The following is a 20,343-nucleotide window of genomic DNA, read 5'->3' as shown; positions in this document are numbered from 1 at the left end:
TGGATGTCGTCAATATCTACCTTATGTCGAAAATCAATGCCTTTCGGCTAAAAATTATTGAAATCCGAAAAAAAGAAAATGCTGAACAGTTTTCGATTAACCATCATTTACAAACCGACGAAATATACGATATCATCGAGGTGTCAAATTAGGTTGAAATCGGCTAGTTATTTTGCGTAGTTCAATATCCAGATTTTCACAGAAAGCGATGCGTATCTATTCTTTACAGTTTTGTATTGTAGCTATTAGGAAAGATTTTATAACTCAATACAAAAGAAGAAAATGTTTAACGCGGAGATTGAAATGACTTTAGAATGTGCAGTAAAAGTAAGAAAGCACCTAGTGAGAATTCTGGAGAGTAGAAGTGATGTTGGATTGGAATCTCAACTCCAATATGTAAACAGATTAATCATGGAAGCAGACTCCATGCAAGATAAATCGCTAGCAGTAGCTTAGGACCCCTTTAATACTTCTTTAAGTTCATTCAACTTCAGTAGCGCCTCTACTGGTGATGTTGTATTCACATCAATATTTCTAAGAATATCCAACATACGCTCCATTCGGGGGTCCGCTTCAAACAAATTCATCTGAAACTGCTGGGTAGGCAGTTCTTCTAGTTTCTGCCGATCTGAATCCGTTAATTTTTCTTTCTCCAGATGCTTCAATATTTCATTCGATCGAATGACTATTTCGTTTGGCATTCCTGCCATCTGTGCAACATGAATACCAAAACTGTGCTCACTGCCTCCCTCTACTAGCTTCCGCATAAAGATTATCTTATTCTCAAGCTCTTTCACAGAAACATTGAAATTCTTGACACGTGGTAAATCCTTTGCCAACTCATTCAACTCATGATAGTGAGTGGCGAAAAGTGTTTTCGCCTTTGCTTTAGGGTGATTATGCAAATGCTCTACAATGGACCAGGCAATAGATATTCCATCGTAGGTGCTTGTCCCTCGTCCAATCTCATCCATCAATACTAATGAACGATCGCTCAGATTATTCAAAATACTGGCTGTTTCAGTCATCTCCACCATAAACGTGGATTCACCTCTCGAGAGATTGTCAGAAGCACCTACTCGCGTGAAGACCTTATCTACCAATCCAATCTTCGCATAGCCGGCCGGTACAAATGATCCCATCTGGGCCATAAGGGTAATTAGTGCAGTTTGGCGGAGCAAAGCTGATTTACCCGCCATATTTGGACCAGTAATGATCATTACCTGTTGGGATTCATTATCCAGATAGAGGTCGTTGGAAATGTATTCCTCTCCTTGTGGTAGGTTCCGCTCAATCACCGGATGACGTCCTTCTTTGATGTCAAGGATTTTCTCTTCAGAAATATTTGGTCTACAGTAGCGATACGCTTGAGCTTGTTGGGCAAAGCATGATAGGCAATCTAGCTGAGCAATTACCTTGGCATTTTGCTGAATGGCATCTATATAGGTGTGAGCGAAGGCTACCAATTCTGAATATAGCTTTTGCTCTAAGACTTGGATTTTAGACTCAGCACCAAGGATTTTTTCTTCATATTTCTTTAATTCCTCTGTGATATATCGTTCTGCATTTACCAATGTCTGCTTTCGAATCCATTCTTCAGGCACTTTATCTTTATGCGCATTTGACACTTCCAGATAGTAGCCAAATACTTTGTTATAAGCAATCTTCAATGAAGTAATCCCTGTTCGTTCTACCTCACGGTCTCTAATGCCAGAAAGGAAATCCTTTCCTGAGGTGGAAATAGCTCGCAATTCATCTAGCTCTTCATTCACTCCTGTTTCGATGACATTCCCTTGATGAAGCTGAAGTGGTGCATCTTCTTTCAACTCATTCGTAAGTTTTTCGATAAGCTTCTCACATGGATTCAATAGATCATGAAATGCATTGAAAGACTTTTGACCTTCAAGTAATTCACGAATGGGCTGTATCTGCAACAAGCTTTTTTTAAGTTGGAGCAGCTCCCTTGGATTGACTCGACTGGTGGCTACCTTCCCTACTAATCTTTCCAAATCGCCAATTTTTTCTAAATGCTCTCGGATACTTGACTGCAACTCGTCTTCTTCTGTCAGTGCCTCAACTATATTCAGACGTTGATCTATCTCAGGCTTACTTTTCAAAGGAAGCACCATCCATTTTCTTAGCAATCTCCCGCCCATTGGAGTGAGTGTATGATTGATTGTATCTATAAGCGAAATGCCATCTGGTTGTCCCGATTGGATTAGCTCCAAATTCCGTATGGTAAAGCGATCAAGCCACACATATTTATTCTCATCGATCCTTGAAATCGACTTGATGTGGTTGGTTTCCTTATGTTCAGTTTCATCTAGATAGTAGAGTATCGCTCCAGCTGCTAAAATGCCTTCATTCAGTTCCTCAATACCGTATCCTTTTAAGTTTGGCACATTAAAATGACCTGTGAGCTTTTCGTAACTATAGTCTTTACTAAAGATCCACTCTTCCAAAGGGAAAGAAGAGAAATGCTCTCCGTACCTATTGCTGTACCATTCACGATTAGGCTTGGGATAAATGATCTCCGAGGGCTGAAAGCCACGAATCAGCTTGTCTACATAATCTTCTGTTCCTGAAGAAACCATAAACTCCCCGGTTGACAGGTCGAGAAACGCCACTCCACATGTATCCTTATGGAAATACACGGAAGCAAGGAAATTATTTTTGCGCTGATCCAGCACGTTATCGTTTAGGGACAACCCTGGAGTAACCAGCTCTGTAACTCCACGCTTGACTATTCCTTTTACGGATTTGGGATCTTCCAACTGATCGCAGATTGCAACACGATAACCAGCTCTTACCAATTTTGGTAAATAAGTATCCATCGCGTGATGTGGAAATCCTGCCAGCTCCATTTCTGATGCAGAACCATTTGCTCGCTTGGTCAATACAATATCTAGTGCTTTACTAGCCTTGACTGCATCCTCACCAAATGTCTCATAAAAGTCCCCCACTCTGAACAAAAGCAATGCACCAGGGTACCTGCTTTTGATTGCATTGTACTGCTTCATGAGAGGTGTTTCTTTTGCTTTGGTCTTGGTGCCTGCCATGCAGTTGGTTCAGTTTAATTTTGGCAATTAGATTGCAATGTTAATAGTTCGCAAAGTGACAATAATTACTTTATTAAAGTCTTTTGCTTACATCATTCTGAATTTATTTTAGAATCTATAATAAATAGTGACGGAAAAGATCCTGAAACAAGTTCAGGGTGACCTAATATGAAGAAACTAAAAAACGAAGAGCTAAACCGGCTATCACCGGAGGAATTTAAAGACACAGAAAAAATACCTGCTGTTTTGGTACTGGATGATGTCCGCAGTGCTATGAACGTGGGTTCGGCTTTTCGCACTTCAGATGCTTTTTGCTTAGAAAAAATTTACTTGTGTGGCATAACTGCTCAGCCTCCTCATCGTGAAATCAATAAGACCGCTTTGGGAGCTCAAGATTCTGTAGAATGGGAACATAAAGAAACTATTGTTGATTGCATTGCTGACTTGAAGAAAAATGGTTATGCTGTAATAGCTGTTGAGCAGGCAGATAAAAGCACTTCTCTCCTAGATTTTTCGATTGATAAGGAAGCAAAGTATGCGTTTGTTTTTGGCAATGAGGTTTTTGGAGTGAGTGATCATGTGGTAGAGACTGCTGATATAGTGTTGGAGATTCCTCAATATGGAACGAAGCATTCACTCAATATCTCTGTAAGTATTGGAGTGGTGTTATGGGATTATGTCAGCAAACTCAGAACAATGATTTCAACTTAATTTCCTCCTCCAAAAACTATCGTGGTGCTTGAATAGCTGGTACCGTAGTTATACACCAGATTCCTTACCTGGTTGAATGCATCAATCACCTGATCCTTGTAAAGCTCCTTCAACGGGTGAGCATAAACTGACCAGAGTACGCCATTAGAAGTAGCATATTTAGCATCCAGCGCTCGGTCAAAATTCGAGTCAAGCAGTTTTTTAAGATCTTCCTCTGCGAGTTTATTCTCCTCCACAATCGGAGACATTAAGCGCATACGGTTAGCATTTTCATCGACTATCAGGTAAAGTTGGAGTTCATCAACTTTATATTGAATCATATTCTCATTCTCCTCCACAATAATGGCTTCCTTCGCCAAGATTAATTTCAAATCTTCAAAAGAAGTATTCTGCGCTAGGGTGTGAAAAAGTGAAGTAATTAAGAAAGATATGATTAGGATAATACGACTCATGTGTGAATCTACAGACATTAGCTCCAGAGGCAAAAGCAGAATTAGCTAATTTTAAACTAAACGTCTTTTTCACTACCTGGTACCAAACAAAAACAACTCTCTAAAAAAGAGAGCCGTAAGTTTTATTTTCTTGGTATTTAAGTATTATCCAGGTTCATAGGTGATTCCAAGAATTCGCTCTTCGAACATTCCAAGGGCAATTTTGTCTTCACCCAACACATCGAAAAGCTCCAACGCTCTTCGTGCTATATATTCTTCTTCAATTTGTTCCTGAACAAACCAACGCATGAATTCCTCAGTAGCTATATCATTATACTTTCTGCATTCACCTACGATTTCATGGATAGAATCTGAAACTGCAATTTCGTGCTCCAATGCTTTTTCGAATACTTCTCGGAGTGACCCAAAGTCATGCTGACTTTCTCCAACTATTGGAGATATTGCATCACACTCCATATCACACAGGTAGTGAAAAAGTTTTAGTTGGTGTTTCCGCTCTTCATCAGACTGCTGAAAGAAAAAGTCAGCACTGTTGTCATAGCCTCTAACGTCACACCAAGCAGCCAAAGCAAGATATGCTGCTGAAGAGTGAGCTTCCATCTTTATTTGACGATTGATGATATCAACGATCTCATCTTTGAGTACGTGATGTCTTCTTAAAATATCTTTCATAATCGTTTTCTTTCTTATTGACTTGTTAAATCAACCAATCAAAAATTGAATACGTTCTTTCGCAAAATCTTTTGAATGGCACTATTAAGTGCTAAGGTATCGAACGTTCCGTTTAGAAGCTCTCTAAATTCCAGTATCTCTTGTAGGCTCAGGAGCAAAAATCGGTCACAGTGTGGAAGGTGCACAACTTCTACGTCAGGTGCCGTACTTTCCAGTAGTTCCATAATATCAAATGACATGATCTTCTTTCTGAAGGTGAATAGATCACATAGCTTGAACGAAAACTCTTCTTGATCAAACGTCAGCAGAAAGCTGTCTGTAAGCTCACATTGGGCTATTGAAGCACTTTTTGTTTTATAAATCTCTTCCTGCATGTTCGCGCATTGCATATAGTGTTGGACATGATTTACAGTATTTTCCTTTCTTTTTCATGTATTTGAAGCAACACTCATCTTTCAGTTTTTTGCCTTTCTTTTTCTTCTTTTGAAGATGCTCTTCATAAAGCTTAGAAACCGGAAGTTGTACAGGAACTCTACTCATCAATTCTCCTTATTTAGATAGATTCTAAATAGAATGCAAACGTAGTGCCGAAAGGTGATAAGCGCAAGCTTATTTAGATTAATTCTAAATGACTTTTATCAGGTCGTCAAACGGGACAGGCAATTAATTACCCATTGGATATTTGCTTGAAAGTGTCTTTCTGAACCTGCCTAGGACAAGCGGGCGGAGTGATGAATTTTTATATTCAAAATATCTCCATCAATCACCAGGGATTCTTCGTTCCTCAGAATGGCAAGTTTTAAGGCTTTTGAGAAACTTTCTTATACCTAAAATTCCTGATTCCAACCTATAGAATCATTAGGGATGGTAATCTTGATGAAGTTATGCTTTGTGGTATTGTGACACAGATTGCAGGAGCTGATCATCAACTCATAATTTTCAAGAAAAAGCACTTCATCTTTCTGACGAATTGTTCTCTCCAAGTTCTCAATTTTGGGCAGCAAAATAGCTTCAGACAAATTGCTCAAATTATAATCGTCATGAATGACATCACCATCAATTAGCCTCTCTGTTACTTCTTCCAATTCATGTGTATAAAAATCCGCAAGGTCCCAATTTTTATTTTTCCCCGCCAACCAAAGTTTGTGTGAAAAGCGCTGATAGTAACCCATCGTTTCAAGGACTGGATACTCTTCTACTTCCTTCTTTTCTGTTTTAGTAGAACAAGCAGCTATAAGTATGATTATTGGGATTAGATACCTCATTATATCTTGAATTGAAGTGTTAAATAATAGTTTCTAGGCTCAGATGGAATAATTCCAGGGCCGGGATATCCAGTAGCTCGTCTGGTAAAATACTGTTCATCCAACAGATTGTTTACTCCCGTTTCAACTTTAAATTTCTTGTAGCTATATGTTAAAGAAAAATCCATAATCGTGTAAGCAGGAATCTCTCCAATGATACCTCTTGCGTCCGGCATACGTGCATTCTCCACATCTGTAAACTGGCTCGATATATAGGTTAATTGATAACTACCCAGCAAGTTTTTATACCCAAATCTAATACCAGTTTTCATATTGACTTCAGGTATAGATTCGACCTCCCTACCTTCTACATTATTATCTTCTGAGGATAAATATCTAGATCCTGTAAAAGCAGAATTTATGAACCAGTTCAATTTGTAATCAGCTCCTAGTCGCATTGATTTGGCAAGATTCCAGTCAGCAAAGAATTCTAAACCCAAAATCAATGCATCACCGATATTTTTTCGCTCACGTTGTGCTCGGTCATTTGTAATTTCAGAAATACGATCTTTATACAATATTCCATAGACCCCTGCATCGTATGAAATAAGCTTTTTCCATTTTCCTCTAGTCCCTAAATCAAAAGTATACCCTCGCTCATCGGTAATATCCGGATCTACAATAAATGTAGGGTTAGTCACCCTGATATTGCTGAATGTGACGGAGCGATAGTTTTGTGACATGTTCGCATAGATCTCAAAATTTTCGCTAATCTCGTAACCAGCGCCTATACCCAATAGAAGAAATGATCGATCAAAATTTCTATTTTCAGTAGAGTCTCCTAAAGGAGTGATATTATTGGCTAAATCCAGTGTCTCTACATTGTAAACTCCATTTGCTTGCGTCTTTATGTATTCGTACCGGAAACCAGGAGTAATGGAAAATTTGTTATTGATGAATAGAATGTTCTCCCCGAATATGGCAAGGTTTCTATTGGGAAATTCAAAGTCCGCTTGATTTATATAATCAGGATTTTCATCAAGCTTAAAACTGAAATTAGCATCAGTTTCCGTGCTACCTGGTCCTTGACGTTCCGTATTGTTTGCATGATAGTACTTTGAGCCTAGTAGTAAGACCGCATCTCTGTCTCCTAGAGAATATCGTGTCAGATACCGCAGCTCTGCACCCCAATTATTGAATTCAGAAATTAGTAGATCACGTGAAAAAATATAACTCCCATTCACATCTTGTTCATCTCTTTGAGTCACTGGATTGACAGAGGGATCTCTAGGATCTCCTCTGAATCCAACTGCATTTCGTTCAGCATTCAATCCAAATAAATTCAGACTTAAATCTGTTCTGGTTGATAATTTATGCTCTAATTTCAATGCATAAAGCTTCCAATCAACTTCAAACCAATTCCGAGATCGATTGCTAAAGGTTGGGTCTGCATTAAACTGATTATCAGTCAAACCTCCTGGTTGCTGAGCAAGATAATTTAAGGAAGTAAACTCAAATGTAGCGGATGTTCTCTCTGTAAAATTGTAACCAAAACTCCCGAAGTAGTTTGCAGACTCAAAGCCTGCATTCGGACGGAACCCATCTCCTTTCTTATAGTTCAAATACGTGTAGTATGAGAATTTCCCAACAGTTCCACTTAATGAATTGAAGGTGTTGAACAATCCAAACGATCCGATGGATTGACGTGTGGTGAACTGAATCCGCTTGGTAGAAGGAGGTTTCATTTTGAAATTGATTAGTCCTCCAAACTGAGTCCCATACTGTAATGATGCCGCTCCTCTTACCACCTGGATTTGACTCAATGCTTCGGCAGGAGGCGTATAGTAGCTTTCCGGATACCCAAGCACATCTGCACTGATATCATAACCATTTTGGCGTGTGTTGAAATTAGACGTTCTGTTTGGATCCAAACCACGACCCCCAACGTTGAGTTGTAAACCAGCATCAATGCTTTCATAAATATTTAAACCGACAACTTGTGAATAAATCTGTCGAGCATTATTTGTTGCAGCATTTCCAACTAGCTGATCCAAAAGCACTACTTCTGTTTTCTTTCCAGCGTAAATGGCTGTCCCTTCTACTGGTTGAAGTCTGGTCAGCGCAAATATCTCTTCACGTCTTTGGTTAATGACTACTTCAGAAAGTTCTTGTTGGAACTCCTCCATGAGAATTGTGATATTCCGATTTCCTGTTATCTCAAGCTCTTGTTCCAGGGTTTGATATTCAAGTGACATGATTACAACCTGATGTTTTCCTCCGCCCAGACTGTTCAATTCAAAGTAGCCTTTGCTATTGGTAGAAGTGAGCTGACTTGTATTGCGATCGTAAATTTCAGCATTCACAATAGGTTCTTTACTTCCCGCATCTATTACAGTACCTGACAAAGTAAACTGTGCCATCAATGATCCAGTTAGCAGGAATAGAATTGCGGCTATGTTATATCCCTTTGATTTCATCTTCGAATGGCAAAATCCAGTTCTTAGGTTTAAATGATTCGTTGATTTTGGTCAGATCAACAGACGGATTGACATATGGTTTACTCTTTCTTCCATTCAAAGCCACATAGCTTTCAACATATACTCCTACTTCTTTCCCCTGAGCTAAAAAATGATCGCGAAGGTAATGAGCATACTCCAAAATAAAGTCTGGCTGAGTAGCCATTTGCTTTTCCTGAAAATGGGTTAGGAAATCATTGTTATTTATGTAGAAGGTTTCATCATTGGTATAGTCAACAATTTTGAAATTGGCATAACCAGCTTTTTCCATCAACATCACTCGCCAAGAAAATCGAAATCCTTCTTCCGTCCAAAACAACTCATTAGGATACATCAGGTATCGCCATGGAAGGAGTAATTGGATAGTGAAGAAAATGGTGAGTAAAGTGAGTTTCCATTGAGGTGTTTTTATTCTTCCCCTAGCCCTCGAATCGTCGAAATGCTCCACATGAGGAAACTGACTTTTACTATTTGTCATCTCGACCATAGGGAGAGATCTTTTCCCATTACGAGATGTGGTTTCTATTCTTAAGAGATTTTTCGCTGCACTCAAAATGACATTGAATGTTGAGATGATCCTTTCATGCAACCCTAGATCAAAGAAAATCAGGGCACTTACAATCATAATGTATGGAAACATACCGATTGGAAATAAGATTCTGGTAAGCACATGAAAAACCACTACAAAGGCAAAAGCCATCCATCGAGTTCGTTTCCAGAGTAATAGGAACGGAATACTCAAATCATATAAAGCACCGCTCCAACTAAAGGCATAAATAATCCACTCCTGATGGAGAAAATCTCCTAACAGTGGAATATCATATCTTCCGGGCAACCAAATTTTTAATGGCATGGCTTTTACCAGCCAGTCTGAATTGAGTTTGGCTAAGCCTGCATAGAAATAGACAATCCCTAGCATCAATTTTATACTATCTATGCTCCATTGAGGCACTCTATCGGATGATTTCTTCTTTGCATCTAAGGAGAAACACTTCTCCGCTGGAAGAAATATCATTAAAAAACTCAGAATACTGATGAAGTAATAATGATTGAGATACGTGGTTTTATCCATCAGCTCTATATAAGTAAAGCTGAGAAAGAACACGATAATGGATATTCGATAGCGAAACCCGATAGCTACTGCAAGTGCTGAGAGTCCACAAATAATGAACAATAAGTAGGTATAATTACCTAAAGGTTGAACCCACTCAAACCCATAGTAGGAAAAGAAAAATTTCGGCTCGATGTAGAGTTTATTGACCCACCCATTCGCCCAAAAACGGATAACACTTATGAGCATCATTAACCCAAAGAAAATACGAAAGACTGCCAGTGGGGCAGCCTTGGTTTGCTTATCTATGTATCTGCTTATTACTTTCATTCTGAGATTAGCCATCCGCACTCGTTTCAGAATCTTTCATGTAATGGATCAACAGAGCCTGAAGTAAATTCAGGATGATTTTTGATGACGTATTTCTCAATATCTTAATCACCATCGGCATCCACAAAATCCACACGGATGTTTAATGATTGTAGCATGTCTACTTTGAGATTAACTACGTTTTTTTGAAGCTCGTCATAGGTTTCCAACATTAGATTATTATTATTTCCCACCTGAGTCCTGAAGTTTTCAGAGAGCATCTCTGCCTTTTCCCTCGCAGCTATAAATTGCACATTGATCAGTGCACCCAAATCTTCTCCTTCGGTTACCGTATTAACAAAATCAAGATAGGATTTTAGACCTTCGCCTTCTACAGCCAAGTTGGAGTTGGGTGATTTTCCATTAAAGAAATCCTGCATCGCTTGTAGCCCAGCCATGAAGAGCTCTTTTGAATTTCCACTATAAAGTCCTTCTACTTTTCCTGTAGATTTTTCGCTGGAAAAAACACCTGCAGGAATGCCTATTTTTCCGGCTCTTAAGTGCTTCTCGTAGTAGAAAATATAATCATTGACCAATTTATTTACTGAAGATGTAGACTCTGATCCACTATTGTTGACAAATGTATCTCTGTAGCCATTTTGCCAATCACCTAGTACTGATTGAGCCATCGTTTCTAATCGGTCGGCTAAATCATTTAAGTAAGTCTTGTATGGCTGCTCCGCCGTTTCTTGAAGGAACAAATCTATGATCTCTTGATCTGTATCTCTTATGCCGTAAATGAGAAATTCGATAGCTGGAAAGCCTTGTTCATCTTGTCTATTGACGGATGTAAGGTCGTAGTTTCCAGATGCTATTGTCTCTATTAAATCTGTTGTGTTAGTTGGATAAATATTCGTGTAGTTGATGAGTGTTAGTTCTTCTGCTTTGCCAATTTCAAACATTCCTACTGCCTGCCAGGAAAGGTTTGCTTCTAACCATGCACTTCTTAACGAATTGAGGTTATCACTAGAAGGTGAGGTGGTAAATAGTTCAACTGCTGAGTTTAATTCTTTTAAATCGTCAACGTATGTCTGATATCCTGGGATGATGATATTATCAGCCCAATTTTGAAGCATTGCTTCTCTATCAAAGTTGTCACCTGATTGACCTAGCTCATCATCTGAACAGCCAATTAGTAATGCGCACAAACTAAATGCGATCAACATTGAAATTAAACTTTTCTTCCTCATCTTCTTCCTTTATTTAAAACATATAAAAGGGGCATCTCTACCCCCTTTTTTAAATTCAAAAAATCTTTAACTACCTGCTTGCTCTACTGTAAAGGAGAATTTCGCTGCAATCTCATTCGAGATTTCATCAAGCTTAGTAGCTGTCACATCCCAAAAGCCATTTCCAGCCATTAAGTCTTCAATCATTCCTTCTACTTCAGTTCGTGTGAAATAAGGCATACTTGTTCCCGGTTGTCTGGTGAACTGCAGACTATAAATGAACCCATACCCTTCCGAAAGGTCATGAAATGCCGCTCCATTATCTGATCCAATAGTTGCCTTTCCCTGTTGGAGGTAATAAACAGCTCTTACTGCGATAACGGTAGAAATCTTTTCTCTAATAATGTCAGCCTGTGTATCTCTGGTTGTATAGTCTCCAGCTACAATCGCTGCTCTTCCGAGTTTAAATGCATTGTATATATCTGCCGCTATTCCAGCAAAATCTTCATCTCCCTTTACTCGACCTATATACTTATTCAAAAAGCTGTCGTCAGCTCCTACGGTTGCGTTCGGACTAGCTGTACTGGCTGCAGTACCGTAGGCATAGCCATAAGCTTCATCCCACTTATGTTCCATGTTGGTGTAGGACTTGCCATCGGCCACCGTACCTGCATCATTATCTTCCTTGTTGGTTCCTGCATCCAATACTGAAGTACTCACGTAGTTATTCAAAATTTGATCGGCCATCAATGCACCAATCAATCCTTTATTGAACGCCTGATTGTATTCCAATCCTTTTGCATTGATGTACCGAATGGAACCTCCTCCAGCTTCCTGAATTTGACCAGCTACACCTGCTGTTGCTTCTGTATCCCAAACTGGAAATACTTCCATGACCTGTGCCGCAATCCATGCATCAAAATCTTCTTTTACCGCCGCAGCTTCTGCCGTATTAGCAGAAAAGAAGTCAGAGGATGCAGCAGTCTTGCTTCTTACGCTTTTATCAGAAGTATTCAAACTTGCATCTTCAAAATCATTGGCCCCCTCTACATGCGCAAACATTGCATCTATGACAGTTTCCGCATCTACCAGATCACTTTCCTTCAAAGCATCAATGATTTCTTCGGCCATCAATATCCGAGTGGTTTGACCACTAAATGATACTGTGGATTCTCCATCTCTGGTAAAAACGTATGTTGCCGGTTCGGAGATAGAAATACCCGGATCATCTCCATCATCTCCACAGCTGGTTAGAGATATGGTTGTACCTAGAAAAAGTCCAAGTAATAATTTGTTTTTATTCATCATGAATTATGTTTTACAAAAGTATAGTTCGATTCTCTGTTTAGAATGATTCTAAACAATGCAAAATTGAATCTGGAGTAGATTCTCTGCAATCGCTATCGATGGGGAAATTTTATATCACTAGTATTCGGTAGCCCCATCACTAGTAGTAGTGAGTTACTAGCTAGGTGTGGTTAGATAATGTATCATTTAGAAATTGCTTATCCAATGTTTGTAATTAATATTTGCATCTACAATGAATTGCATAAAGAACATAGTGATATCACTGCTGATAGTTTCTACGCTATCTAGTTCTTTACTTGTACCCCTCATTTATGTGGATTTTGAAGTACGAAGAGATTATATCGAGAAAGTACTTTGTATTGAAAGAGAAAAACCAATCACCGTCTGCAAGGGGAGTTGTTATCTCCAAAAGCGGATAGATTATGCAGCACAGCACCAAGATCAAGAAAGTAAGATGTTGGAAAAAGAGATCGTTTTCTTTTCACAAAAATTCACTCCTACCAAACTTACCAACAAGAGTTATTTGATCTATTCTTGTGTATTCAACTTCGGCAATGAGTTCTTGAATTATTCCTCTCATTTATCTGATGTTTTTCATCCTCCTCAGTTGAGCTAACCTCATTTACTCAACTATTTTAACCCTTCATCATGAAATATTGATGCAAGGGGCATTTCTAATATTTTATATAATCAATTTTTTTAAGATGAAAACATTAAAATTTTTAGCGATTTTTTCGCTTATATCTATTTCGTATTCGTGTAGTGAAGACGATACTCCAGCATTGGAATCTGGGACATTTCAGGTATTCTTTGACAATAAAATAGGTGCCTCTGAGGTGACCATGCGGGAATCAGGAGACGCTACTTATGACTATGAGACAGCCAACGGAGAACGATTCAATGTTTCTACACTTGGCTATTACGTAAGTAAAATTCAATTGTCTGGTCCTGATGGAGAATTTTATGAAGATGAAATCCTTATTAGTGCATCAGAGGCCCGAGGGTATTATCATGTTTTAGAATCTGAAACTGGATCTGGTAATATCTCACTTGAAAATGTGTCCGCTGGTAAATACAACAAAATAACTTTCACCATAGGCGTGGAAGAAGATGGTGTGCAAGAAGGTGCCGCAGGTGGAGTACTAGACCCAGCAAATGGCGCATGGTTCTGGAACTGGAATGCAGGATACATTGGCTTTGCCATTGAAGGGAATGCAGAAAATTCAGGACAAGAATATGTAGACTGGGGCAATGGCTTTGAAACTCAAGCCGGTACTTTTGCATTGCACGTTGGTGGATGGAAGGACGTCCAAGACAATGAAAATTTTGTCAATAATGTAAAGACGATCACGCTTGACTTTGGCACAACTATATCAGTCAGTGAAGAACTTTCACCGCTCGCTCACATCGTAGTTGATGCTATGAAGATTCTTGATGGAGCGCAGATAGACTTCAGTACTACATATGCCGTACATGCTCCAAAATTGGGTAGGCCTTTTGCCAATGAGCTATCGGATGTATTTACTGTACATCATGTGCATCAGAGCACACAGTCTCATGACTAGGCAAATATTAAAAATCGTGCATCTAGCCTGTTGCTGGATGCCGATTTTATTTACCATATCCTGTAGTTCTGAGGATACTGAATTACCTAAGGATATTTACTCCTTTGAAAAACCGGAAAATTTTCCTGAGCCCACTTACACTTTTGAAAATAATCCGGTTACGAAAGAAGGATTTGAGTTAGGAAGAAAACTCTTCTTTGATCCGTTGCTTTCAAGAGATAATAGTATCTCTTGCAACAATTGTCATCAGCAATCAAGAGCCTTCGCAGATTCCCCTCTACATCCTACCAGTATTGGTATTGAAAATAGAATGGGGACAAGAAATGCCCCTGCGCTAGCAAATATGGCATTCCTCCCAGAATTTTTTTGGGATGGAGGTGTCACACATCTTGACTTTGTTCCCATAAACGCAATCGAATCTGAGGTGGAAATGGATAATGAATTAGCCAATGTTATTAGCAAACTAAATGGACATTCTGAGTATCCCACACTATTCCAGAGGACGTTCGGGATTGATAGCATTACTTCTCCTTTCATGCTTCATGCCTTATCGCAGTTTACAAACATGATGATCTCAGCTAACTCCCCCTATGACAAATATGTGAGAGCTGAGGGGTCGGTTTTGTCTACTCAAGAGCTGGAAGGACTGGCGCTTTTTGAGGCAAATTGTTCAGAATGCCACTCCGGAGAGTTGTTCTCCGATTTTTCCTATAGAAACAACGGACTCAATGACTCCTTTACAGATTTGGGCAGAGGTTGTATTACAGAGTCAGAAAATGATCATGGAAAATTTCGTGTGCCTAGTCTGCGTAATTCTGAATTAACAGCACCATATATGCATAATGCACGCTTTAATACACTTGAAGAAGTGCTCGACCATTATGATAATGGGATCAAAGATTCACCTACGTTAGATCCACTTTTTAGAGATGAGGAAAATGTTAAAGGTATTTCACTCACAGACGATGAGAAAACTAAAATCATCGCTTTCATCAAAACACTCACTGATCGTGAGTTTACTTCAAATCCAATTTTTAGAAACAATGAGTAAGAAAACAATAGTAACAATACTTACGATCACGCTAGCACGGGCTTCTTTTGCTTGTGATATATGTGGCTGCAATATGTCAGGATTGTATTTTGGTTTTTTACCAATGTACAACACTCACTTTGTAGGATTGCGATATAGTCAGGCTTCCTTCAGTGCTTTTATTGATAATGATGATTTCTACTTTGAAGATGAGTTCTCTGAAGACAGGTACCAACGTGTGGAACTGATTGGAAGACTTAGTTTATCAAAGAAGTTCCAGTTTAGATACATTGTTCCATATATGATGAATCGCATGGATGGTTCGCATCAAAGCGTAAATTCATCAGGGGTAGGTGATCCTATCGCAATGATCTACTATGCACCTATTAACACTGGCAATGATTTTACCAGGGAGGTAATGCATTCACTTATGCTGGGTGGAGGGCTCAAGTTCCCTGTAGGTCAATTTGAAAAGCAAGACAATGGGCAGCTAGTCAACCGAAACTTTCAGCTTGGTTCCGGAAGTTTAGATTATTTACTGGCCATAAATTATACTGCTCGATATAAGACCATTGGCATTAATTCCGAAGCGTCTTATAAATTCAATACTGAAAATGAAGATAATTATCGGTTTGGAGATCAATTCAACATAAGTGCAAACTTTTTCTATTATATGGAGATGCCTAAGCTCTCAATTCTGCCATTTGCAGGCATATACTACGAAAGAGCCGAGTTGCATAAAAGCAATAATATCATCGAAGCAAATACAGGCGGAAGTGCGTTATTGGGAACAGTTGGGCTACAGCTATTCAGAAATAAACTAACGATGAATATGCAATATCAAGTTCCTATATCACAGTCATTTAACACGGATGATTTTGCTTCAATCGAGGGGAAAAATAGATTCTCTATCGGAGTTATCCGTAGCTTTGCTTTTGGAAAAAGAACTGAACAATAAATATCCAGTTACATCAACTTATCCATCGTGAAAAGTTGGTGTAACTTCTAAATTGAGACTATGACACTGGACCAGCGAATCGAAAAATCAGAAACACGCATATTCAAAGCTGTATTTCCAAATACCACCAACCATTACGATACACTCTTTGGAGGCACAGCCATGCATGCCATGGATGAAGTAGCTTTTATAACGGCAACTCGTTTTAGTCGTCAGAGGATGGTAACAGTAAGTAGTAGTAAGATCGATTTCCAGAAACCAATACCCGCAGGTACCATCATTGAACTCATTGGGAGAGTAACCCATATAGGTAATACAAGTCTTAAAGTCTCTGTGCAGATATACATAGAAGAGATGTATTCAGAAAAAAGACAGCAGGCGATAGAGGGAGAGTTCTCTTTTGTTGCAATCGATGAAAACAGACGACCAACAGCCATCCCAAAATAGCTAATTCTTAACCAGTCCAGTTTCCAATGCATAAACAATTAGCTCTGCAGGTGAGCTAAGGTTTAGTTTCTTGAGAATGTTCTTCCGGTGCGAATTAATGGTATGAATACTTAAATGCAATTCTTCTGCAATCTGCGCTGTAGTCATACTCTTCGTAATCAATACAAGTACTTCAAACTCTCGTGGAGAAAGATTGGTAGGTTCGCAATCATCCTTATCCTTTGGGCTTTCCACTACCAGGTCAAGGATATTGTTGCAGAAAAAGCGGTTGCCTTGAGCTACCGCTCGCAAACCACTGACAATCTCCTCTTCACTACAATTTTTGGTGAGAATTCCCTTGATGCCCATTGAAAGCATCTGTTGGATGGAATCCCTTGTTTGACTATTTGAAATAACCAGGAAACTGGAACTCAAGGACTCTTTTAATTCTCTTAATTTTGGAATCAGCTCCCGATCTTTGTCTGAAATATCTATTACGATAAGTTCAGGATGTACACTGGTGGCCTCTTCTATCAATTTTTCTGGAGAATCAATCATTTTGACTAAATCGAATCCAGGCATAGCTTTTACTAACGATGCGATACCTTGACGGGTCAAATATTGAAAATCAGCTAATAGAACTGAAGTAGCCAAATGATTATTATTTAGAATGATTCTAAACAAATGTAGGTCTAGAAATTGATTACACAAAAAACAAGAGATAATTGAAATCCAAAAGCACCTTCCATTGTTAGATTTGCATCACATAAAATTTGATCCAATGGAATACCGAATAGAACACGACACCATGGGCGAGGTAAAAGTACCCGCTGAAAAATATTGGGGTGCACAGACCCAACGATCCAGAGACAACTTCAAAATTGGTGGAGAGAAAAACCAGATGCCGCTTGAAATTATTCGAGCGTTCGCAATTCTAAAGAAGTCTGCTGCTGAAACCAATATGGATCTAGGCGTACTTCCCAAGGAAAAATCTGATCTAATTGGTAAAGTGTGTGACGAAATTCTCGAAGGCATACTTGATGATCAATTTCCATTGGTTGTTTGGCAAACTGGTTCTGGGACTCAGTCTAATATGAACTCCAATGAAGTGATTGCCAATCGCGCACATGTACTCAATGGTGGCAAATTATCTGATGAGAGTAAAATCATCCACCCAAACGATGATGTAAATAAGAGTCAAAGCTCTAATGACACATTCCCTACTGCCATGCATATTGCCGGCTACAAAATGGTGATGGAAAATACAATTCCTAAAGTGACAAAGCTTCGAGACACGTTACATAAGAAAGCGGAATCCTTTATGAATGTGGTCAAAATTGGACGGACGCATTTTATGGATGCAACTCCACTTAGTCTGGGTCAGGAGTTCTCTGGATATGTATCTCAGTTAGATCACGGATTAAAAGCACTAAAGAATACACTCGATCACCTATCTGAACTTGCGCTTGGAGGAACGGCAGTGGGTACCGGTTTAAATACACCTTCGGGATATGCGGAATTAGTAGCTGAGAAAATCGCTAAATACTCAGGCATGCCAATGCGAACCGCCGAAAACAAATTCGAAGCATTAGCAGCTCATGATGCCATAGTAGAAACGCATGGAGCTCTGAAACAACTAGCAGTCAGCTTAATGAAAATTGCAAATGATGTTCGTATGTTATGCTCTGGTCCTCGCAGTGGTATAGGAGAAATCACCATTCCTGAAAATGAACCAGGCTCCTCTATTATGCCTGGTAAAGTCAACCCTACACAGTGTGAGGCACTGACTATGGTATGCGCTCAGGTACTCGGAAACGATGTGGCGATATCTGCAGGAGGGATGACTGGTCACTTTGAGCTAAATGTTTTTAAACCAATGATGGTATTCAATCTGCTAAATTCAGCTCGATTGATAGGTGATGCCTGTGAATCTTTTAATGATAACTGCGCAGTAGGAATTGAACCAAATAAGGCTGTTATTAAGGAAAAATTAGAAAATTCACTCATGCTTGTAACAGCATTAAATACTCATATTGGGTATGAAAATGCTGCTAAAATTGCTAAAAAAGCACACAAAGAAGGAACAACACTTAGAAAAGCAGCCGTCGAATTAGGGCTTGTTACAGATGAGCAGTTCACCGAGTGGGTCAAACCTGAAGATATGATTGGATCGCTAAAAAGTTGATTCATTATCCATTATCAAGAGATTTTTGTACTTTAGTAACATTAATAATTGCGTAAAAACCCAATTTCACAGGAAGATGAAAAAATCAATATCACTTATCGCACTGGCACTTTGCTTCGTTTTTGCATTTGATGCGACTGCTCAAATGGATAAAAAAGAGGCGAAAGAGTGGAAAAAAAGAATTAAAAAGCTTGAGCCAGAGCAGTACAAACAGTTACTGGATGAGAATAAATCTTTGAAAGGACAAGTAACCAGCTTGAAAACTGAACTCGGCAACATCGACGATCGTCTTGCAGATAAAGATGAGCAAATCTTAACTTACCAATCGCAAGTTGGTGATTTGAGAGAAGAGCTTTCAAGACTTCAAAGCAAGCAGCCAGCCGATAATGTAGCTTCAAATAACACTGGAGGTAACATAGATGAAAATAAAGGAGTTGTCTTTAAAGTTCAGCTTGGAGCCTTTAAAAAGAAAGAAGATCTTTCTAAATATGATACCTCCCAAAATTTTAGTGCTGAAAATAAAGATGGTCTACAAAAATTTACTATCGGGGTTTTCAAAGAATACAGAGATGCTTCCACATTTAAAAAATACCTAAGAGAAATGGGTGTTAAAGATGCTTGGGTAGTTTCCTATAAAGAAGGAAGTAGAGTTCCTCTTAAAGATGTCCTTGAGGGCATTGTGAACTAAGGAGTTCAACAATCTAAATAGTATCAAAAGGTCAGCCTAGGTTGACCTTTTTTATTTTAACCCATTCTAATGAATTCAAACCTTAAATTGGGGACTGTTTCGTAATAAGATTAAAGGTTTTTTTTGTTTGTATTTTTGCAAGGAATGATAAAATATAAAACTCCAGAGGAAATAGAAATAATGAGAGAAAGCGCTCTCATTGTATCCAAAACATTAGGAGTAATGGCTGAAAAAATTGAGCCTGGAATTACTCCATTACAACTTGATAAAATTGCTGATGAATTTATCCGAGATCATGGAGGTGTTCCCGCCTTTCTTGGACTTTATGATTATCCTAAATCAATTATTACATCAGTCAATGAACAAGTTGTTCATGGAATTCCAACAGACAGACCTTTGGAGGAAGGTGATGTTGTAGGTGTAGACATTGGGGTATTGAAAAATGAATACTACGGAGATCATGCTTATACATTCGCAGTAGGCGAAATAGCAGAAGATGTAAAACAGCTTTTAAGAGTAACCAAAGAGTGTTTGGATAAGGGGATAGAACAACTAGTTGTAGGAAATAGAATTGGAGACTTGAGTTTCGCCATACAGCAGCATGCTGAAAATCATGGCTATGGAGTGGTCCGAGAGCTTGTAGGGCATGGCTTAGGTAAAAAAATGCATGAATCTCCAGAGGTTCCAAACTTTGGTAAACGAGGGAAGGGAAGTAAGATTCAAGAAGGATTGGTCGTTGCTATCGAACCTATGATCAACATGGGAACCAGAAGGGTAATTCAGTTAAACGATGGATGGACAATAGTCACTGCTGATAAGAAACCATCCGCTCATTTCGAACACGATGTAGCCGTAGTAGATGGTAAACCCGAAGTGTTATCTACTTTTAAATATGTGGAAGAGGCTTTAGAAAAAAAGAATGCAATAATTGCTTAATATC

The 20,343-nt window shown here is 38.9% G+C and carries 21 protein-coding genes; 10 read left to right on the top strand and 11 right to left on the bottom strand.

Annotation, left to right across the window (positions count from 1 at the left end):
- The first annotated feature begins 282 nt into the window (after positions 1-282).
- Positions 283-456, top strand: a complete 174-nt coding sequence (locus ABJQ32_17205; GenBank protein ID MEP5291398.1) for a hypothetical protein — start codon at positions 283-285, stop codon at positions 454-456.
- On the opposite strand, the gene mutS is transcribed toward ABJQ32_17205, so the two are convergent.
- Positions 453-3,059, bottom strand: a complete 2,607-nt coding sequence (mutS, locus tag ABJQ32_17200) for a DNA mismatch repair protein MutS (GenBank protein MEP5291397.1) — start codon at positions 3,057-3,059, stop codon at positions 453-455. The genes ABJQ32_17205 and mutS overlap by 4 nt on opposite strands.
- A 168-nt stretch (positions 3,060-3,227) precedes the next feature.
- On the opposite strand from mutS, the gene ABJQ32_17195 reads away from it, so the two are divergent.
- Positions 3,228-3,770, top strand: coding sequence for an RNA methyltransferase (locus tag ABJQ32_17195; GenBank protein ID MEP5291396.1), 543 nt, complete (start codon positions 3,228-3,230; stop codon positions 3,768-3,770).
- Here ABJQ32_17195 and ABJQ32_17190 read toward each other — a convergent pair.
- From ABJQ32_17190 to ABJQ32_17150, 9 genes are all read right to left on the bottom strand, one after another.
- Complete coding sequence (locus tag ABJQ32_17190) at positions 3,767-4,222, bottom strand: hypothetical protein (protein ID MEP5291395.1); 456 nt, start codon at positions 4,220-4,222, stop codon at positions 3,767-3,769. The genes ABJQ32_17195 and ABJQ32_17190 overlap by 4 nt on opposite strands.
- Positions 4,223-4,366: 144 nt before the next feature.
- Positions 4,367-4,894: a ferritin gene (locus tag ABJQ32_17185; GenBank protein MEP5291394.1), complete on the bottom strand. Its 528-nt coding sequence runs from the start codon at positions 4,892-4,894 to the stop codon at positions 4,367-4,369.
- Between the two features lie 38 nt (positions 4,895-4,932).
- Positions 4,933-5,268 (bottom strand): hypothetical protein, encoded by a 336-nt coding sequence (locus tag ABJQ32_17180; GenBank protein MEP5291393.1) that lies wholly within the window; start codon positions 5,266-5,268, stop codon positions 4,933-4,935.
- Positions 5,249-5,434, bottom strand: a complete 186-nt coding sequence (locus ABJQ32_17175) for a hypothetical protein (protein MEP5291392.1) — start codon at positions 5,432-5,434, stop codon at positions 5,249-5,251. Before ABJQ32_17175 ends, ABJQ32_17180 begins: the two co-directional genes overlap by 20 nt.
- Positions 5,435-5,721: 287 nt before the next feature.
- Positions 5,722-6,159 carry a hypothetical protein gene (locus ABJQ32_17170; GenBank protein MEP5291391.1) on the bottom strand — a complete coding sequence of 146 codons (438 nt, stop codon included), beginning with the start codon at positions 6,157-6,159 and terminating at the stop codon, positions 5,722-5,724.
- Positions 6,159-8,615, bottom strand: a complete 2,457-nt coding sequence (locus ABJQ32_17165; GenBank protein ID MEP5291390.1) for a TonB-dependent receptor — start codon at positions 8,613-8,615, stop codon at positions 6,159-6,161. Before ABJQ32_17165 ends, ABJQ32_17170 begins: the two co-directional genes overlap by 1 nt.
- Positions 8,596-10,050 carry an HTTM domain-containing protein gene (locus ABJQ32_17160; protein ID MEP5291389.1) on the bottom strand — a complete coding sequence of 485 codons (1,455 nt, stop codon included), beginning with the start codon at positions 10,048-10,050 and terminating at the stop codon, positions 8,596-8,598. The genes ABJQ32_17165 and ABJQ32_17160 overlap by 20 nt, the downstream gene beginning before the upstream one ends.
- Before the next feature lie 89 nt (positions 10,051-10,139).
- Positions 10,140-11,264 (bottom strand): imelysin family protein, encoded by a 1,125-nt coding sequence (locus ABJQ32_17155; protein MEP5291388.1) that lies wholly within the window; start codon positions 11,262-11,264, stop codon positions 10,140-10,142.
- Positions 11,265-11,330: 66 nt separating this feature from the next.
- Positions 11,331-12,548 (bottom strand): DUF4856 domain-containing protein, encoded by a 1,218-nt coding sequence (locus ABJQ32_17150; GenBank protein MEP5291387.1) that lies wholly within the window; start codon positions 12,546-12,548, stop codon positions 11,331-11,333.
- A 235-nt stretch (positions 12,549-12,783) separates the two neighbouring features.
- Here ABJQ32_17150 and ABJQ32_17145 point away from each other — a divergent pair, with 235 nt between their 5' ends.
- The 5 genes from ABJQ32_17145 to ABJQ32_17125 all read left to right on the top strand — a co-directional run bounded on the left by ABJQ32_17145 (position 12,784) and on the right by ABJQ32_17125 (position 16,551).
- Positions 12,784-13,167: a hypothetical protein gene (locus ABJQ32_17145; protein ID MEP5291386.1), complete on the top strand. Its 384-nt coding sequence runs from the start codon at positions 12,784-12,786 to the stop codon at positions 13,165-13,167.
- Between the two features lie 88 nt (positions 13,168-13,255).
- On the top strand, positions 13,256-14,116 hold the full coding sequence (locus ABJQ32_17140; GenBank protein ID MEP5291385.1) for an MbnP family protein: 861 nt from the start codon (positions 13,256-13,258) through the stop codon (positions 14,114-14,116).
- A 37-nt stretch (positions 14,117-14,153) separates the two neighbouring features.
- Entirely contained in the window at positions 14,154-15,167 is a 1,014-nt protein-coding gene (locus ABJQ32_17135) for a cytochrome c peroxidase (GenBank protein ID MEP5291384.1), read from the top strand.
- On the top strand, positions 15,160-16,104 hold the full coding sequence (locus ABJQ32_17130) for a hypothetical protein (protein MEP5291383.1): 945 nt from the start codon (positions 15,160-15,162) through the stop codon (positions 16,102-16,104). Before ABJQ32_17135 ends, ABJQ32_17130 begins: the two co-directional genes overlap by 8 nt.
- A gap of 60 nt (positions 16,105-16,164) precedes the next feature.
- On the top strand, positions 16,165-16,551 hold the full coding sequence (locus ABJQ32_17125) for an acyl-CoA thioesterase (protein ID MEP5291382.1): 387 nt from the start codon (positions 16,165-16,167) through the stop codon (positions 16,549-16,551).
- Here ABJQ32_17125 and ABJQ32_17120 read toward each other — a convergent pair whose 3' ends face one another.
- Complete coding sequence (locus ABJQ32_17120; protein ID MEP5291381.1) at positions 16,552-17,184, bottom strand: response regulator transcription factor; 633 nt, start codon at positions 17,182-17,184, stop codon at positions 16,552-16,554. It abuts the gene before it with no gap.
- 127 nt (positions 17,185-17,311) lie between these two features.
- On the opposite strand from ABJQ32_17120, the gene fumC reads away from it, so the two are divergent.
- The 3 genes from fumC to map all read left to right on the top strand — a co-directional run bounded on the left by fumC (position 17,312) and on the right by map (position 20,339).
- Complete coding sequence (gene fumC, locus ABJQ32_17115; protein ID MEP5291380.1) at positions 17,312-18,715, top strand: class II fumarate hydratase; 1,404 nt, start codon at positions 17,312-17,314, stop codon at positions 18,713-18,715.
- A 76-nt stretch (positions 18,716-18,791) separates the two neighbouring features.
- Positions 18,792-19,403, top strand: coding sequence for a hypothetical protein (locus ABJQ32_17110; GenBank protein ID MEP5291379.1), 612 nt, complete (start codon positions 18,792-18,794; stop codon positions 19,401-19,403).
- Between the two features lie 144 nt (positions 19,404-19,547).
- The gene (gene map / locus ABJQ32_17105) at positions 19,548-20,339 is read left to right on the top strand and encodes a type I methionyl aminopeptidase (protein MEP5291378.1); all 792 of its coding nucleotides are present in this window, start codon (positions 19,548-19,550) and stop codon (positions 20,337-20,339) included.
- Positions 20,340-20,343 lie beyond the last annotated feature (4 nt).

It is taken from the genome of Marinobacter alexandrii, assembly GCA_039984955.1.
In the GTDB taxonomy this organism is placed as follows: domain Bacteria; phylum Bacteroidota; class Bacteroidia; order Cytophagales; family Cyclobacteriaceae; genus Ekhidna.
The sequence above is the reverse complement of the archived record's forward strand: the minus strand, read 5'-3'. Positions and strand labels throughout refer to the sequence as shown.

Excerpts from the sequence above, each read along its gene's own strand:
- ABJQ32_17205 (MEP5291398.1), top strand. The coding sequence starts at position 283 with ATGTTTAACGCGGAGATTGAAATGACTTTAGAATGTGCAGTAAAAGTA.
- mutS (MEP5291397.1), bottom strand. The coding sequence starts at position 3,059 with ATGGCAGGCACCAAGACCAAAGCAAAAGAAACACCTCTCATGAAGCAG.
- ABJQ32_17195 (MEP5291396.1), top strand. The coding sequence starts at position 3,228 with ATGAAGAAACTAAAAAACGAAGAGCTAAACCGGCTATCACCGGAGGAA.
- ABJQ32_17190 (MEP5291395.1), bottom strand. The coding sequence starts at position 4,222 with ATGAGTCGTATTATCCTAATCATATCTTTCTTAATTACTTCACTTTTT.
- ABJQ32_17185 (MEP5291394.1), bottom strand. The coding sequence starts at position 4,894 with ATGAAAGATATTTTAAGAAGACATCACGTACTCAAAGATGAGATCGTT.
- ABJQ32_17180 (MEP5291393.1), bottom strand. The coding sequence starts at position 5,268 with ATGCAGGAAGAGATTTATAAAACAAAAAGTGCTTCAATAGCCCAATGT.
- ABJQ32_17175 (MEP5291392.1), bottom strand. The coding sequence starts at position 5,434 with ATGAGTAGAGTTCCTGTACAACTTCCGGTTTCTAAGCTTTATGAAGAG.
- ABJQ32_17170 (MEP5291391.1), bottom strand. The coding sequence starts at position 6,159 with ATGAGGTATCTAATCCCAATAATCATACTTATAGCTGCTTGTTCTACT.
- ABJQ32_17165 (MEP5291390.1), bottom strand. The coding sequence starts at position 8,615 with ATGAAATCAAAGGGATATAACATAGCCGCAATTCTATTCCTGCTAACT.
- ABJQ32_17160 (MEP5291389.1), bottom strand. The coding sequence starts at position 10,050 with ATGGCTAATCTCAGAATGAAAGTAATAAGCAGATACATAGATAAGCAA.
- ABJQ32_17155 (MEP5291388.1), bottom strand. The coding sequence starts at position 11,264 with ATGAGGAAGAAAAGTTTAATTTCAATGTTGATCGCATTTAGTTTGTGC.
- ABJQ32_17150 (MEP5291387.1), bottom strand. The coding sequence starts at position 12,548 with ATGAATAAAAACAAATTATTACTTGGACTTTTTCTAGGTACAACCATA.
- ABJQ32_17145 (MEP5291386.1), top strand. The coding sequence starts at position 12,784 with ATGAATTGCATAAAGAACATAGTGATATCACTGCTGATAGTTTCTACG.
- ABJQ32_17140 (MEP5291385.1), top strand. The coding sequence starts at position 13,256 with ATGAAAACATTAAAATTTTTAGCGATTTTTTCGCTTATATCTATTTCG.
- ABJQ32_17135 (MEP5291384.1), top strand. The coding sequence starts at position 14,154 with ATGCCGATTTTATTTACCATATCCTGTAGTTCTGAGGATACTGAATTA.
- ABJQ32_17130 (MEP5291383.1), top strand. The coding sequence starts at position 15,160 with ATGAGTAAGAAAACAATAGTAACAATACTTACGATCACGCTAGCACGG.
- ABJQ32_17125 (MEP5291382.1), top strand. The coding sequence starts at position 16,165 with ATGACACTGGACCAGCGAATCGAAAAATCAGAAACACGCATATTCAAA.
- fumC (MEP5291380.1), top strand. The coding sequence starts at position 17,312 with ATGGAATACCGAATAGAACACGACACCATGGGCGAGGTAAAAGTACCC.
- ABJQ32_17110 (MEP5291379.1), top strand. The coding sequence starts at position 18,792 with ATGAAAAAATCAATATCACTTATCGCACTGGCACTTTGCTTCGTTTTT.
- map (MEP5291378.1), top strand. The coding sequence starts at position 19,548 with ATGATAAAATATAAAACTCCAGAGGAAATAGAAATAATGAGAGAAAGC.